Raw genomic sequence first — 15,808 nt, 5'->3', positions numbered from 1 at the left:
GGGCTGGGCGGAGTGGGCCGTCACGCTGGTCCCCGAGACCGGCGGCCGCGCCGCCTATCTGCTGGTGGTCGGCGAAGACACCACCCAGCGCCGCGCTCTGCAGGCCGAGCTGCGGCGCCAGGCCCGGCACGATCCGCTGACCGGGCTGCCGAATCGGCGCCAGCTGGTCGACACGCTGTCGCAGATCATCGTCGACGCCGATCCCGACGACCGAATCGGTTTGGGTTTCATCGATTTGGATGGTTTCAAGGCGGTCAACGACACCTACGGGCACGGCGTGGGCGACCGCCTGCTGGCGGCGGTGGCGAACCGCCTCATCGCGGCGGTCGACGACGAGGTGATCCTGGCCCGCGTGGGCGGCGACGAATTCGTGGTTCTGCTGGAGCCGCAATGTGATTCGAGGCGAGTGGCGGCGGTTGCGGAGGCGCTGCTCGGCGCGCTGGCCGAGCCGATCGAGGTCGACGAGCACCAGCTGCGCATCTCAGCCTGTATCGGTGCGGTCGTCACACCGGTGTCCGGGGCGGATGCCGAGAAGCTGCTCGACGCCGCGGATGCCGGACTGTACCGGGCCAAGGCGGCCGGCCCGAATCGCTGGGTGCTGCACAGCATCGACATCACGGCCGGCTGCGGAACGACCGGCCGCCGCTGATATCGATCTCCAGATCCCCAGTGCCGCAAGGATTCACGATCCGGCCGCCGGACGGTCACGCCGCAGTGGCTCGCCGGAGCCGAGCCCCGGCGACCACCGGCGAATCCCGTCAGGGCAGCAGCAGCTGGCCCAGGAAGGACGAGATCTGGAATGCGAGCTGATGGAAGAAATGCGGAATCATTAACCGGAATCCTTTCGTCTCATCGATATCGTGTCACTCACGGATGAAGCGGGCGGCAGGCATCCGCACCGGGCAGTCGGGCCTCGGCGCGACACTGGCGAACCGCCGGTTATCTGGTCAGGTATTCGGTGCGACGGGCGCTCCGGATGGGATCGGTTCTCCCCCGGAGTCCGGGCGAGGCCTCAGATGCCCAGCGAGCGGGCGAATCCGGGCCAGGCAGCGTGCAGCGACTGCTGCCAGTACGGCCAGGCGTGCTGGCCGCGGGGCACATACCGATAGGTCGCCGGAATGCCCAGGCGCGTCGTGGACGCCTCCAGGCGCCGCGTGCACCTCTCGACCACCGATTCCAGCAGGCCACCCGAGGGCGGGGTCCGGCCACTGGCGTCGGCCCCGCCGGATCCGGCGCTGATGAACAGGTTGGCGCCGCGCAGCTTCTGCAGATTCGCGTCGGTGGACGGGTCTTTGGCCGCCCAGCCGGGCGAGCCGTCCGGACCCCACATGTTCCACGGGTTGCCGCCGCCGGAGGCGACCACGGCCTGCACGTACCGGCGACCAGGGTCGGTGCTGGTCTGGGCGCATCCGCTGAACGAGCCGACACTGCCGTACAGCCCGGGCGCGGCCTCGGCCAGCGCCAGCACCGAGGTGGCCGACATCGACACACCGGCGATCGCGTTGCGTCCCGACGTGCCGTACGCGGCGTCGATCACCGAGGGCAGTTCCCGGGTCAGGAAGGTGGTCCACCTGTTGCGGCCCAGGATCGGATCGTCGGTCTGCCAATCGGTGTAGTACGAGTACCGGCCGTCCAGGACGGTCACCACGTTGACGTTCTTGTCGGCGGTGAACCCGATCAGATCGGTCTTGGTGTCCCACGACGTCTCGCTGCCGTCGCGCCCGATGCCGTCCTCGGCGCCGTCGAGCAGATACAGCGTGGGACGCGGCGCGCTGTCGTCCGCGGCCCGAAGCACGTCCAGGGCGATGACCCGGTTCATCGCGGCCGAGTACACGTACACCAGCGACCGCCGCGCATCGATCGACGTCGTGTGGTCGATGTGCGAGCCGTCCGGGGACACCGCCGGCGTGGACGGCGCCGCGGCCTCTGCCAGCGCAGGGGTCAGCGCCAGCGCCGCGACAGCCGCGAACACCACCGCGACGTATCGCCCGATCGTCCCGAACATGTGATCGTTCATACCGCCGCCTCGCCGTCCGTGCCGTGAAGATGTGTGCGGCGCCGGACCGTGAGACAGCACGGAGCCGAGGACGCAACGAGCACGATGGGCCGCCTTGTTCCCGTGAGCACGGTAAATGCGTCGTAGATCACTTATGGCGCGCCGCGCCGGAGAGTCCGGCCGGAGGCGATCATGTTGTGAAAGATCACAGCGGGCACGCCGTGCGCGGCTGGCAGAACTCACGAGCGTGGCCGAAAACGCACCACCGAAGGTTTCGAAACGATTACGGTGACACGGCAGTCATAGGGGGACGCAACACGCGGGGCGGAAGGAGTTCCCCATGCCGACACCACTCGCCGACCGGCCGGGTCTGACCATGGCAGGTCGCCCGATGTCGCTACCACTGAAAGATGTCTGGGCTCTGTCCAGACAGATGGTTGGCCACTTCGTGGAGAATGTCGCACCATGCGGCACGCTGCCGAGCGACGCCATCTACGGCGATGTCACCACGATCACTCGCACCTGCCTGGAAATGGGCGTCAGCATGCTGGACGGCAAGGACGTCCGGGCCAAGACCGAGCGGCTCGAGGAGGCCGCGCGGCAGTGGGCGCGTGAGGGCGTGCCCATCAACACCATCCAGCACGCCATCCACGAGGGCTTCAAGATCGGCCTGGATCTGGTCACCGGCGCCGCGCTGCGACATTCTCTCGGCCGGATCGAGATTCCCGCTGATCCCTCGGCGAGCCCGGACGACCCCACGGCGGGTATGGCCACTGCCCTGCCGGGACAGGCGGTGCTCACCCTCGACGTCGAGGATTTCCAGAGCCTCGCGGACGGCACCAAGCGGGTGATCGAGATGCTCGACACCATGTCCGCCGCGGTCTCGATGGCGTACGTGCGCGAACTGCGGTCGGTGGTCAGCGAACATCACACCGCGGTGCACACGCTCACCTCGGCGCTCCTGGGTGGACATTCCACCTCCACCATGGCCCGCGAATGCGGGATCGAGATCGCCGAGCGGTATCGCGTCCTGGCGGTGGCGATTCCGGCGCATCCCGAACAGTCCAACCCCATGCTGGACTCGAAGGTCGTGGCGCGCCGCAAACTTCGGCGGGTGCAGGCCGAACTGGCCCTGCGCTGCGGTGATTCCCTGCTCTCCCTGCTGTCGGTGGACGGTGGGACACTACTGATCCCGGCCGAGAAATTCGACGACGAGGCACTGGGCGAACTCATCGCGCGCCTGTCACACGCGGCCCGGGTGCCGGTCACCGCCGCGGTCGTCACCACCAGCGCGAGCGAGATACCCACGGCCGCCGACCAGGCCCATCAGCTGCTGGACATGGTGCAGCGGCTGCGCTCGGCGCCCGGACTGTACCGGTTCGATGATCTGGCCCTGGAATTCCAGCTGACCAGGCCGGGTCCGGGACGCGAGTTCCTCGGCTCGCTGCTCGATTCGCTCGACGAGCACCCCGAGCTGCTGGACACGCTGCGCACCCATATCGCGCACAATCTCAACCGCCAGCGCACCGCCCGGCTGCTGCACGTGCATACGAACACGGTGGACTACCGGCTCAAACGCATCGGCCAGCTCACCGGCTTCGACCCCACCCAGGCCAGTGGACTGTGGTATCTGCGCTCCGCTCTGGTTGCCCGCACGTATCGAAGCTGAGCACACACGGAGATGCCGGCCCACACGCGTCGTGTGGGCCGGCATCTCCGTGCGCCGGTTAGGTCCTTTCCACCAGTTTTCGCGCAGGAAGCATTGCCTCTCCTTGTGTTCGCGCTCACATTCGACGGCGCGCCTACATGACCGATACGAGCGTTACAGGGCGCGTCCGGAATCCGGCCGAATCCGACCGGATTCGACCAGTGTCCGATAGGCCACGGCCTTACGGGGGCACTCCTCACGCAGGCAGCCGCGATGTCGTTGCATCGTCAGATGAGCCTCACCGACGGTCATCGGATCATCGGGCGCCTCGTGCGGCCACCCGGTGGGCCAGAGCGATACGTCCATATCAGTCGTCGTCCAGACCAGCAGACAGATATGCCACCGCGGCGAGCCAGCGCGCACACCCAGGGGTGTGCTCCGCGTCGAGGATCTCGCGGGCGAGCGGATCGGTCATGTCTCCAGCGGCGTCGCAGCAGGTCCGCCCGTCACCGAATCGGCAGGGCGCCGAACGCATTTGCGTGGTAGTCGTCATGCGACTCCCCCTCAACAGAGGTGCATCGCGGACGCCCGCCTGCGGACGCCGCGATACCGAAATCGTGATAATCTCCAACGTGATAGATGTTAGCGTGATTATCACTCGAAGGAAACAGTCAAACCGCATATTCCTGACGAAAAGGATTGCCACGGAAGGAGTTTCGGGCGTGTCGGCCGAGTCGTCGACGCGCTGAGATCCATGGGTACCCGGTTACGCACGGCGCGAAAGCTGCTGCTGGGCCGTGAGATCGAGCACATGCTCGGTACCGCGGGCGTCAGCCAGAGCGAGGCCGCGAAGATCATCGACACCAGCCAGAGTCGTATCGCGATGCTGATCGTCGGCAACGGCTCCATCAGCATCGGCGATCTGGAGCGCCTGGCGCGAGAGCTCGGCTTCACCGAGGACAGTTATCTCGAGTCGCTCGAGGAGTTGCGCAAGGACAACCACAAGCGCGGCTTCTGGAATACCGGTTATCGCCGCGCCTACGTGGAGGAGCTGCGCCTGCTGGTCGACCTGGAGACCCATGCCGGTCTGTTCCGCGTGGCCGAGTCCGAGATCATGCCGGGACTCATCCAGTGCGAGTCCTATATCCGCGCGCTGCACGATTCCCTGCTGCCCGGCGACACGGACGCCGACACCATCACGGTGGAGGATTCGGTGGCCGCGCGCCTGGCTCGGCAGGAGATCCTGACCAGCCCGCGCCCGCCGCAGTTCCACGCGATCCTGTCCGAGTCGTGCCTGCGCCGCGAGTACGGCGGCCACTCGGTGATGCTGGAACAACTCGAACATCTACTGACACAGTCGAAACGGCCCAACATCCTCATCCAGGTGCTGCCGTTCACCGTCACCACCCGCGGTGCGGGCGCGGAGGACCGGTTCACCCTGATCCGGGTGCCCTCCCCCGGTGCGGCGGGCGACCTGGATATCGCGATCGTCGAGAGTCAGGGCGAAATCCGCTATATCGATGACAAACCCGCCGTCGCGGCCCGCGAGGCGGTGTGGTCACGACTGTCCGCGGCCGCGCTGTCGGCCGCGGACACCCGTACGTTCATCGAGCACGTCGTGCGGTCCTTCCGCCGCAAGACATTCACCAGCGCATAGCGCTTCTGTTCGCCCGCAAGGAGTTCCGCTCATGAGCGACGATTTCGAGTCCCGCGAGATCGACTCGTCCCGTCCCTCGGCCGCACGCATGTACCACTACTACCTGTCCGGCGAGGCCGTCTTCGATGTCGACAGGGTGTTCGGGGAGCGCGTGTTCGAGGTGATCCCCTTCCTCGACGCAGCCGCCCACCACAACCGCGATTTTCTGCAGCGCGCGACGAAATTCATGGTCGCGCAGGGCATCCGGCAGTTCCTCGATATCGGCTCGGGCCTGCCGACCGTGGGGAACACCCATGAGGTCGTCCGCGGCCTCGCCCCCGAGGCGCGCGTGGTCTACGTGGACAACGATCTCGAGGCTGTCGCCCGCTCACACGATCTCCTGGCGGCACAGCGGGCACTGGACACCACCACGGTCATCGAGGCCGATCTGCGCCTGCCCCAGCTCATTCTCGACCATCCGGATACCCGCCGTCTGCTCGATTTCGATCAGCCGGTCGGCCTGCTGATCGTGAGCGTCTGGCCGTTCGTATCCGACAGTGACCGCCCCCTCGAGCTGATGGCCGAGCTGCGCCAGGCGCTTCCGGCCGGCAGTTACGTCGGGATGAGTCACGGTTCGATATCCGATGCGCCCGAAGAGATCATCCAGCAGATGAGAGCGCTCGCCGGCCTCTACGAGGACACTTCCGACCCCTCCACCATGCGCAGCCGAGAGGAGTTCGCCGCCTTCTTCGAGGGCCTCGAACTCGTCGAACCATGCCTCGTGTACTCCCCCGACTGGCGGCCCGAGCAGCCGCCGGATCTCGAAGATCCGGCACGACCGTGTAGTTTCGCCGCGGTTGGCTACAAGTCGCACAGCGGCTCCGCGTGACCACGCGATAGCCGATTCGCACCGCCCGCAAGGAGTTCTACCCATGAGCAACGATGCTTTCGAGTCGCGCGAGATCGACGCGACCCGGCCGTCTGCCGCGCGCATGTACCACTACTATCTGACCGGCGAGGCCATCTTCGACGTGGACAGAGTGTTCGGGGAGCGCATCTTCCAGATCGCTCCCAACACCGGCGTCACGGCGCACCACAACCGGGAATTCCTGCAACGTGCCACCAAATTCCTGGTGGGACAGGGCATTCGGCAGTTCCTCGACATCGGCTCGGGCCTGCCGACCGCCGGGAACACCCACGAGGTGGCGACGACCCTGGAGCCCACCACGCGAGTGGTCTACGTGGACAGCGATCTGGAGGCCGTCACCAGAGCGCACGAGATGCTGGCCGAGCAGAACGCGCACGACCGTGTCGCGATCATCGAGGCCGATCTGCGCAAGCCCGACGCCATTCTGGACCACGCCGACACCCGACGGCTGCTCGATTTCGATGCCCCCATCGGCCTGCTCATCGTGAGCGTCTGGCCGTTCATCCCGGACGCCGAGAGTCCGCTCGAACTGATGGGCCGGCTGCGCGATGCGCTGCCCTCGGGTAGCTACGTCGTTATGAGTCATGTCACATTGTCCGAGGCGGCGCCCGAGGTCATCGAGCAGGCCGTGAACTTCCGTGAGCTCTACCAGCAGACCTCCGACCCCGTCACGATGCGCGACCGGGACGGATTCACCGCCTTCTTCGACGGTTTCGAACTGGTCGAGCCCGGAATCGTCTACGCACCGGACTGGCGGCCCGAAGGACCTGTGGATGAGCAGGATCCTGGACGGCCGTGTAATTTCGCCGCGGTTGGCTATAAGAAGTAGACGACCCCGACGGGTGCGCGACACTTTCGCGTCACCACGTTTTTACTCCGTAGAAAGGGACACCGATGACGCTGCTACCTGCCTTCACCGTGGGTGAATTTCGCAAGGCCGCACGCAGTTCGCCGAATCAGAACTGCGTACGCATCGCGCGCAAGCAAGGATGGACGGCGGTCTGGGACGACAAGCTCAGGACCACCGAGACCACCGCGGACACTCCGCTGACAGACAGCGAACTTCTCCTGCTGACGGACGTTCAGTTCGACGGCTACCAGACAGCGGTTCGGGCCGGTAACGAGTCCGCTACCGATGACGGCCCGCTGAGCATCGTGCGGCGAGCCGACGGCATGTACGTATTCCGTACAGCCGCACCGTCTTCCACGGGGGTCGAACTCATCTTCGATCAGGACGAACTCGACGCTTTTCACGATGGCGTGCACAACCATGAGTTCGACACCGTCTGAACGTAATCGGATAAGCCTCTAAATGGGCGACCACGTGCCCCGTGCCAGCGGGGACGAACGGCCCGAGCCGACGCCCTAACCGAAGATCCGAATTCGAATGCGGTCGTGCGGTGTTCGCATGCACACGGCATGAACCCCCGCGACCGCTCCCCTAATCCCCCTTCCCCCACCGCTGGCGGTGAAGTCGGCTATCGATGCGCAGCATCACTCTAGCGCCGGCCACAGCCGCTGTGTGGCGAATCCGAATTTTCGGCACACGTCATCTTTCAGCACACATCGCCACGTCACGGCACGATTACGCCACACCGTCCAGGCGCACCGCCACGCTGACCCCGCCGCGCTCGTCCCGCGTGGCGACCGCATGACCGGTCTTGTCCGAACCATCGAAATTCAGCAGGGTGATCGGACCGCCCTCGCCGAGGAAGTTGCGCCACCAGTTCTTCTTGTCGGGCATGGCGACCATGATGACGATGTCCTGCCCGGACCGGCGATAGCTGACCGGGATGCTGAATGCCTTGCCGGAGCGCCGCCCGACGTAGCTGATCTCGACGAAGCTTCCGCTCATGCGGCGACCGAGTATCGAAGACTTCATCAGGGCGACCACCCCGTTGTTGACCCCCCGCACGATCGGTCCCCCGAAACCCTGTCCGGCCATTCTGTCCTCCTGAACTAGACCTGAAGATCGTGTCGCCAGCTTAGCGGAGTTACTACCTCCGCTTCGCTCCCGCGGGCCCGTATTCGGATCACGCAGAGGCAAAAGGTGGCCTCGACCGCCAGGTTCGACGATCGTCGTACTATGAGCCGGTTCGCATTGGGCATCGAACTCGATGGCGCAGGGTACCATCCCGCGGCCTGGCGGAGGTCGCGAGAGGATCCGGATCGGCTGCTGTCCGCACGGACTCTGCAGGCACGGGTCAGCGCGGCCGAGAACGCCGGATTCACCCTGGCCACCTTCGACGACTCGATCCTGCCACCCGCCACCGGCCCGGCCGGACGCATCGACGCGCCCACCCGCGCCTCCTTCGTGGCCGCGACCACCAGCACACTGGGCCTGGTGCCGGCGGTGGCGACCACCTATGCCGAACCGTTCCACACCGCGTCGGCCCTTGCGACACTGGACTATTCGTCACGCGGCCGGGCCGGGTGGCTGGCGACGGTGGATCCGGGCGCGGCCGCGACCTGGGGCCGCCGGCCTCGTACCAGCACGTCCGAAATCCTTCGCGAACACCGTGATTCGATCGAGGTGGCCCGGCGTCTATGGGATTCGTGGGAGGACGACGCGGTGATCCGGGACTGGACCAGCGGCCGGTTCCTGGACCGAGACAAGTTGCACTACATCGACTTCGAGGGCGAGACGTTCTCGGTGAAGGGTCCATCGATCGTGCCGCGACCACCGCAGGGGCAGGTTGTCGTCTTCAGCGACAGCGCCACGGTTCTCGCCGACGACCATTCCCCCGCCGCGCGGTCCGATGTCGTCCTGGTCACCGGCGCGGATCCGGATGCCGCGACCGCCGCTGCCGCCCACGTCCGCGAGACCGCACTGGTATTCGTCGATCTGCAGGTCGTCCTGGACACCCCGGCGCGCGCGGCCGCCGATCGCCTGGCCGAACTCGACGAGCACTGCGCCCCCGAACCGCCTGCCCGCCTGCACTTCTCGGGCTCGCCCGCCGATCTTGTCGACCTGTTGGCCCAGCTGTCCCGGCATGCCGACGGCGTGCGCCTGCATCCGGCCGTCATCGACGACGATCTGCCGATCCTGGCCCGGGCGGTACTCCCGGCGCTGCTGCGCGCCGGGATCGCGCACCGGCCCGTGCCCGGCAGCACGCTGCGGGCCAACCTCGGCCTGACGCGTCCGGCCAACAGATACGCGAAGGAATTTCAGTGACAGACGACCGATTCCCGGATGCCACAGTGCATTTCGGCGTCTTCCTGCAGGGCGTCAACCACACCACGATCTGGTCGGATGCCACCAGCGGCTCGCAGATCGACTTCGAGACCTTCCGCCGCGTCGCGGCCACCGCCGAGCGGGGTCTGTTCGACGCGTTCTTCCTGGGCGACGGTCAGCGGCTGCGCGAACAGGACGGCAAGATCCTGGATCTGGACATCGCCGGCCGACCCGACTCGATCACCCAGCTGGCCGCACTGGCCGGGCTCACCCGCCACATCGGGCTGGTGGCCACCCAGAACATCACCTACAACGAGCCCGCCGATCTCGCGCGTAAACTCGCCGGACTGGATCTGCTGTCCGGGGGCCGCGCGGGCTGGAACGCGGTCACCACCGACAATGCCTGGACCGGTGCGAATTTTCGCCGCGGCGGGTTCGCCGACCACGCCCAGCGCTACGAGCGGGCGGGCGCGTTCGTGGAGACGGCGCGGGCGATCTGGGATTCCTGGTCCGACAGCGCGATCGCGTCGTCGAGCCACGGCAGCGACTGGCTCATACCAGGTTCCGTGCGCACGGTCGAGCGCGACGACCAGCACTTCCAGGTGTCCATCACCCCGACCCTCCCCCGCAGCCCGCAGGGCCATCCGGTGATCTTCCAGGCCGGCGACTCCTCCGACGGACGAGATTTCGCCGCCGCCCACGCCGAGGTCATCTTCTCCCGGCACGGCACGCACGTCGACCAGGCACTGGAATTCGCCGACGACATCCGGGCCCGGCTGCGCGCGGCCGGACGCCCCGAGGACGACATCAAGATCCTGCCCGGCACCCAGATCGTGCTGGCGGAGAAGGAATCCGAGGTCCCTGAGAAAGTGCGCTGGGTGCTGGAGAACCAGGTGACGGGCCCCACTGCACTGTCGCTGGTAGGCCAGATCTGGGGCAAGGACCTGTCCGATCGCGATCCCGACGGCCCGCTACCCGCCGAAGACCCTGTGTCCAAGCCGATTTCGGAAACCCGCGGCACTCCCCGGCACGGCAGGGACCCGATCGAGATCGCCCGCGACTGGCGCGAGCTGGCGGAGGCGAAGAACCTGAGCCTGCGGCAGGTGGCGATCGAGACCTCACAGCGCTCGGGATTCGCCGGAACCCCCGGTCAGGTGGCCGACGAACTCACCCGCTGGGTGCGCCGAGGCGCCAGCGACGGTTTCAACATCTCCCCGTATCTGGTCCCCACCGGCCTGGACGAGATCGTCGACTGGCTGATACCCGAACTACAGGAACGGCATTCGTACCGCACCGAGTACACCGGCAGTACGCTGCGCGAACACCTCGGGTTACGGGCTCCGCTCACTCGGCGGGTGACCGCGCCGGACGTGGACATGGGTGCACGTCGCACAGGAAAAGGACCGTCCAGTTCTGCCAATTGATCGAATCGCCTGGCCCATCGGGCTTTCGCCAGGCACACTCTACGTAGTGGAAAGTGGCAAACTGCGAGAGTCCAAAATGGGGGCGTGAGAGGGCAGATGAGAATTCGCCCGCGGCAACAACTTCTAGACCTGTGGCGGGCCGTGCTGGACTGCTGCTTCCGCGACGGTACCTGGGTGTGGGGCGGTCGCGACGGATCCAATTCGATCAGCGACGCCGAGCAACTGCTGTGCCTGCTGTATCCGGCCACGTCGCTGGATGCCTTCGCATTGGATCAGCCCGACTCGATCACCAACGACGCCAAGAAGGCATTGGCGCCTTTCGGCAGCGAGACCCGCATCGGGAACGTCCTGGTCAACCTGATCGAGGCGTATATCGAACGATATACCGGCCCCGATGACGAGCCTGTATTCGCGATGGGCAGCTATCTGCGTGCCACCGACGACCGCGTACCGACCCCCGCCGAACGGTCCGTTGAGATCGTCGACTCGTATTCGATGTCGCTGAGCCTGTGTATCGCCGCGCTGCGATTTCTGAAGGGCTACGAGCGGTCGGTCTCCGGCCTGCTGCGCGATGAGCCCAAGCGCCAATTCGCCGAGCGGATGCGCGCGCTGCAGGAACAGGTCGGCGCCCGACTGACCGCCGCGATGACCGGTCTGGTACGAAGCTTCGTCATCCACACCACCGAGCCGGATTCGGCTCCGGGACAGGCGATCCTGCACATGGTGAACCAGTCCGGCGCATCGGCCGCGGAAATCATCCGGGCGCTGTCGGCCCGTCTGGAGCCGCTGCGGGTCCGCGCGGCCAACGAGGTGCGCTTGGCGCAGGGCGAGGTGTTCGACATCGCCAACGACAGACGGCTGTTCGAATGCGGTTGGGGCTGGGGCGTAGTGCGCACCGCCGCCCCGATCGACATCACCGACAGCCATGTCGCCACCGACACCGGACATGCCGAGCCGCGGCCCTATCTGTATTTCACGATGGTGGCCATGGACGGCATCGTCGATCTGTCCTCCCAGCGCATCCGTGAGTTGGACCTGCTGGATCCCACCCAGCGCCAACTGGCGGACGCGCTGCAACTCCGCCTGGATCTGGCGCAGAACTACTGGTCGACGGTGGCTCGCTTCGTCAACGAACGCTGGCCGCTCGAGGACATTCCGTGGCGCACCTCCGACGGCGACGAGTCGGATTACTACAGCCTCATCGTCGCCGCGATCCTGGTCCAGGATCTGGTCGACAAGAAGAGCACCGACGATCTCGAGCGTGCCGTGGGCGTGCTGGACCAGTTGGCCCGGCGTGGGCGGATCACCAGCCGCCCGACCACGAGCGATCAGTCCGCACAACTCCACCAGCCGGGCGTCAGGCTGCGGCTGGCCGGTAGCGAGGACATCGACGGCGGGCCTCAATTATCTTGGTACGTACCCGATTTCGCGACGATGATGCTCAAGCGCACGCTGAACGCGGTGCGTGTGGCGGTAGACGTCACCATCCGCGACGAACTGATGGCGCTGGCCGAGTCCACCATGGACCATCTCGACCGCAGGACTGTGCGCGGCGGGCCGGCCGACGGGCTGTGGGACGACGTCGACGCGTTGCTGACCCCTGGCGCCACCCCGCCGCCCGAACGACCGTCCTGGTTCCTCACCGAACGCGTGATGGAATGCCTGGTGGTCGCTTACGGGACCTTCGGCCTGATCGTTCCCGCGCCGCAGTCGATGATCAACCGTGCGCAGGAACTGTTGCGCGAGGCCGACGATCTGCTCAATCGCGAACGCCTCGAGGTCAGTGAGGAAGATCAGTCGGCCAAGCGCACCGAGCTGGACCGGATCGAGCAGTCGTTGGACCGCGCGCGGCTGTTATGGCGCCAGCGTCCCGGCACGGCGTTCAGCCTCTCGGTCCGGGCACTGGAACAGCTGGACGAACTGGTCAACGCCCGCGAGGATGCTATTCGATGACGGTGACAGAGTTGGCGGGGGCGATGTAGTGCTGGTGTTCTCGACCTCCGACAAGGGCGGTACCGGCCGGTCGGTGACCAGCTGCAATGTCGCCTATCGACTGAGCCTGTCCGGGCTCACCGTCGCCTATGTCGACTTCGACTTCGGTTCGCCCACCGCGGGCGCGCTGTTCGAGATCAGCGGGGTGGAGCGCGGGGTGGTCGAGGGTGGCGTGCACTCCTATCTGCTCGGTGAGGCCGGCACCCTGGCTCGGGTGGACGTTGTCGCCAAGACCGACCGGGCAGCGCTGCGGCGCGGCCCGCGGCTGAGCCGGCTGACGCTGTTTCCGGGCGATCAGGGCGGCGCGGAATTCCTCAGCCGCGACACCCAGATCGTCGATCGCTGTATGCAACTGCTGCTGGAGTTGGAGCAGGAGTTCAAGGTCGTCATCGTCGATCTGAGCGCGGGGCGATCGGCGGCGCTGGAGATCGCACTGCACGCCACCGCGATGACGCCACTGCATGCACGCACCGCTCGCTGGCTGGTGTTCCACCGCTGGACCCGCCAGCACATCCTGGCCGCCTCGGGGCTGGTACACGGTAAACACGGCCTGCTGAAGATGGGCGAGGCCTACGGGCACGACGCTACCGAGCTGCTTCAGTCGATTCGCTACGTGCGCACCGCCGTTGCCGATCCCACCTCTCGCCGGAACGGGCAGCGGCCCGCCCAGGCCGCCTGGCTGGACGAGCAGGACAAGGCACTGCGCCAGCTGGCCAACAGCAACGAACTGGGCGCGACCTTCGTCCTGGGCACCACCCCGATGGAGCCGGTGCTGCAGTGGCGCGAACAGATCATTCTCGACGCCGACGTCAACGCCAATATCGCCAACGAGGAGACCGCGCAGGCCTATGCCGAGTTGGCCCGCCGGCTGGTCGACTCCGCTACCTGGAGGAGGCTGTGAGCACATGCTCGAGGGATACAGCGAGGCTACCGAGCGCCCCCGAATCACGCCGGTTCCGTTGTCGCACTTGTCGATCGAGGTCGGACACTTCACGCTGAAGGCGATCGCCGAAGATCTGGACATGGTGCGCGGGGAGTTTCGCCGGATCGTCCCGCTGGTCGCCGCGTTCACCGAGTCCGCACGTATCCAGTTCGGCCCCGACGCACGAATCAGCACCTGCTATCTCATCGATGACTACTTCATGGCCGACACCGTCCCAGCGAAGATCCTGCCCCGTTTGCTCGGCGCCGCCAAGGACGCCGGACTGGTCATCGATTATCTGGCCCGGGAGTCGGCGTGCGCACAAACCTCGATTTTCGTCGACGGGGTTCCGCTCGGGGAACCGATCCCGGTGGCGGAGATGGTGGCCGCGCGGATCGTGCCCGAACCGGCGTTACAGGACACCGGCGGACGTCCGCCCACGGCGGAGTCCGGATGGCTGTGCAACGGCCGCCGGTCCTCGCTGTCCGCGCCGACACAGGCGATGCGACCACGAACCTATCTGCCGCCCAAGGCATTCAGTGCGCGCGAGCATTCGATCTTCATCGATGTGGAGTTATGGAGCAAGTACGAGATCGACGGAGTTCCCTCGACCCGCTGGTCATGCCCGTTCCTGGCGGCAATCTGGCATCTGCTGCGGCTGGGGATGCTGCGTCACGACGGGGAGGCCGTCGTCGCCCCGCAGCTCGGTGTGCCGGATGAACCGGACGGGGTGGGCGACGCGCCGGATGGTGTGCGCGAGCCGGATTCGAGGTGGCCGGACCGCTGGGCCGACGTGCCCCCGGTCGTCCAGTTGAACCGGGACGCCCAACCGTTCGCCGCGTATCAGACCCTGTCGATGCTGCCCAAGCGATACATGGAGATCGAGCACGCGGTCCGGGTGATCCTCGATCATCTGGATCTGGACGAGGACGTGACCGCACAGATCGTCGCCGCCGGTGCGGCCGAAGCCGTCGCGGTGTCGCCGACGGTCAGCGAAAGACAGTCGCATCTGCTCCTGGACGGATCGTAGTCATGCCGTCTGCCGCACCCCTCGTCGTGCTCGGCGAGGTCAGTACCTGCCTGCTGCCGTCGTCCATCGCATTGAACCGCGACCGGGCAGACGAACTGCTGGCACTGATGCCCGGTCGAGCGGTGTCGTGGCGAGAACGCCCCAGCACCCTGGCGGTCTCGCCGACCACCGCGGTGGGCGTGGACTGCGACCTCATGCTGGACCTGAGTGCTACGGGGAAAGATTCAGTGGGACCGGACATTCCGGCCCCGAACCCGGACAGAGCGGACGCGGCGGAGCCGATCGCCGTGCGCATCGTAGGCACGGTCGGCACCCGCGTGGTATTGGCGGGCGGGCGAATCCTGCAGTCCTCGGCGCACACTCAGGTCGCGCGCGCGGGTGAGCGCCGCCGCCAGCCGTGGTCGCACTACCTCAGCCGAAAGGGATTCACCGAGGTCATCGACGTCGTACCGCCCGAACGGGCAACGGCCGGTGCGGCTTTGGCCGAAGGCTATCTGGCCGAGCCCCCAACCGATGGCGACATTCTGGACCTGGCATCGATCAGCCGACGGCTGCTGGGCCGCATCCGTACCGATCCCCGGCTGGACCAGTCGCCGCCGGTTCAGGTCGGCACGACCCGATTACGCTGGACCGCGCTGGTCGGCGGCGCGGCCGGCCCCGCGGTTCAACTGCATCTGGACGACGACGCCATCCGCTCGGTCCGCCTGATCGTCCGCAAGGAATCCGATCTGGCAGCGGCACAACGCTTCTGCGAGGACCTGGCGGCACACGACTGGCTGCTCACGGTGGTCGCCGACGCGCTGGACCAGGCTGATCACTTCGGCACCCTGAGCAAGGATCGCCTGGATATCCTGTACCCGCTACTCCAGTACTTCACCGGCCTCTGGATGCCCGGCGCCCACACGCCGGCCGCCCTGCGCGCACTGTGGCGCGATCTGCAGTCCGACCCGGGCTTCTCCCGGCAGTGGACGACGCTGCGCGACCGTATGCGCGACAGCATCGCCATCGCGACCCTGCATGCCATGCAGCACAAGGATTTCGACCACGAGTGGTAGGA

General features: G+C 66.6%; 16 protein-coding genes. 12 read left to right on the top strand and 4 right to left on the bottom strand.

The window, feature by feature from the left end:
* Positions 1-649, top strand: a 649-nt coding sequence (locus JZ791_RS25535; RefSeq protein WP_216897759.1) for a GGDEF domain-containing protein, incomplete at its 5' end; no start/stop codon positions are given.
* Between the two features lie 363 nt (positions 650-1,012).
* Here JZ791_RS25535 and JZ791_RS25530 read toward each other — a convergent pair.
* Complete coding sequence (locus JZ791_RS25530; protein ID WP_254206282.1) at positions 1,013-2,017, bottom strand: alpha/beta hydrolase; 1,005 nt, start codon at positions 2,015-2,017, stop codon at positions 1,013-1,015.
* A 319-nt stretch (positions 2,018-2,336) separates the two neighbouring features.
* On the opposite strand from JZ791_RS25530, the gene JZ791_RS25525 reads away from it, so the two are divergent.
* Positions 2,337-3,665 (top strand): PucR family transcriptional regulator, encoded by a 1,329-nt coding sequence (locus JZ791_RS25525; RefSeq protein WP_254206281.1) that lies wholly within the window; start codon positions 2,337-2,339, stop codon positions 3,663-3,665.
* 153 nt (positions 3,666-3,818) lie between these two features.
* Here the strand turns inward: JZ791_RS25525 and JZ791_RS25520 are convergent, their stop codons facing one another.
* Together JZ791_RS25520 and JZ791_RS25515 are read right to left on the bottom strand one after the other, a co-directional pair.
* A complete protein-coding gene (locus JZ791_RS25520) occupies positions 3,819-4,010 on the bottom strand; it encodes a hypothetical protein (RefSeq protein ID WP_216897758.1) in 192 nt (63 codons plus the stop codon).
* Between the two features lies 1 nt (position 4,011).
* Positions 4,012-4,197, bottom strand: a complete 186-nt coding sequence (locus JZ791_RS25515) for a hypothetical protein (protein WP_216897757.1) — start codon at positions 4,195-4,197, stop codon at positions 4,012-4,014.
* Positions 4,198-4,398: 201 nt separating this feature from the next.
* On the opposite strand from JZ791_RS25515, the gene JZ791_RS25510 reads away from it, so the two are divergent.
* From JZ791_RS25510 to JZ791_RS25495, 4 genes are all read left to right on the top strand, one after another.
* Positions 4,399-5,301, top strand: coding sequence for a helix-turn-helix domain-containing protein (locus JZ791_RS25510; protein ID WP_216897756.1), 903 nt, complete (start codon positions 4,399-4,401; stop codon positions 5,299-5,301).
* Positions 5,302-5,332: 31 nt separating this feature from the next.
* Positions 5,333-6,169, top strand: coding sequence for an SAM-dependent methyltransferase (locus tag JZ791_RS25505; protein WP_216897755.1), 837 nt, complete (start codon positions 5,333-5,335; stop codon positions 6,167-6,169).
* 43 nt (positions 6,170-6,212) lie between these two features.
* The gene (locus JZ791_RS25500) at positions 6,213-7,037 is read left to right on the top strand and encodes an SAM-dependent methyltransferase (RefSeq protein ID WP_216897754.1); all 825 of its coding nucleotides are present in this window, start codon (positions 6,213-6,215) and stop codon (positions 7,035-7,037) included.
* A 65-nt stretch (positions 7,038-7,102) separates the two neighbouring features.
* A complete protein-coding gene (locus JZ791_RS25495) occupies positions 7,103-7,498 on the top strand; it encodes a hypothetical protein (protein WP_216897753.1) in 396 nt (131 codons plus the stop codon).
* A gap of 295 nt (positions 7,499-7,793) precedes the next feature.
* Here the strand turns inward: JZ791_RS25495 and JZ791_RS25490 are convergent, their stop codons facing one another.
* Positions 7,794-8,153: a hypothetical protein gene (locus JZ791_RS25490; RefSeq protein ID WP_216897752.1), complete on the bottom strand. Its 360-nt coding sequence runs from the start codon at positions 8,151-8,153 to the stop codon at positions 7,794-7,796.
* Between the two features lie 141 nt (positions 8,154-8,294).
* Between JZ791_RS25490 and JZ791_RS25485 the strand changes: the two genes are divergently transcribed.
* The 6 genes from JZ791_RS25485 to JZ791_RS25460 all read left to right on the top strand — a co-directional run bounded on the left by JZ791_RS25485 (position 8,295) and on the right by JZ791_RS25460 (position 15,806).
* Complete coding sequence (locus JZ791_RS25485) at positions 8,295-9,383, top strand: LLM class flavin-dependent oxidoreductase (protein WP_216897751.1); 1,089 nt, start codon at positions 8,295-8,297, stop codon at positions 9,381-9,383.
* Positions 9,380-10,807 carry an NtaA/DmoA family FMN-dependent monooxygenase gene (locus JZ791_RS25480; RefSeq protein WP_216897750.1) on the top strand — a complete coding sequence of 476 codons (1,428 nt, stop codon included), beginning with the start codon at positions 9,380-9,382 and terminating at the stop codon, positions 10,805-10,807. Before JZ791_RS25485 ends, JZ791_RS25480 begins: the two co-directional genes overlap by 4 nt.
* A gap of 84 nt (positions 10,808-10,891) precedes the next feature.
* Positions 10,892-12,760, top strand: coding sequence for an SCO2524 family protein (locus JZ791_RS25475; protein WP_308163090.1), 1,869 nt, complete (start codon positions 10,892-10,894; stop codon positions 12,758-12,760).
* A gap of 34 nt (positions 12,761-12,794) precedes the next feature.
* Positions 12,795-13,700 (top strand): SCO2523 family variant P-loop protein, encoded by a 906-nt coding sequence (locus JZ791_RS25470; RefSeq protein WP_308163089.1) that lies wholly within the window; start codon positions 12,795-12,797, stop codon positions 13,698-13,700.
* 4 nt (positions 13,701-13,704) lie between these two features.
* The gene (locus tag JZ791_RS25465; protein ID WP_216897749.1) at positions 13,705-14,751 is read left to right on the top strand and encodes an SCO2522 family protein; all 1,047 of its coding nucleotides are present in this window, start codon (positions 13,705-13,707) and stop codon (positions 14,749-14,751) included.
* Positions 14,752-14,753: 2 nt separating this feature from the next.
* Positions 14,754-15,806 carry an SCO2521 family protein gene (locus tag JZ791_RS25460; protein ID WP_216897748.1) on the top strand — a complete coding sequence of 351 codons (1,053 nt, stop codon included), beginning with the start codon at positions 14,754-14,756 and terminating at the stop codon, positions 15,804-15,806.
* Positions 15,807-15,808: the final 2 nt, after the last annotated feature.

It is taken from the genome of Nocardia alni (genome assembly GCF_019038435.1).
Lineage (GTDB): Bacteria > Actinomycetota > Actinomycetes > Mycobacteriales > Mycobacteriaceae > Nocardia > Nocardia alni.
Note: the sequence above shows the minus strand (reverse complement) of the source record. Positions and strands in the feature narration are given on the sequence as shown.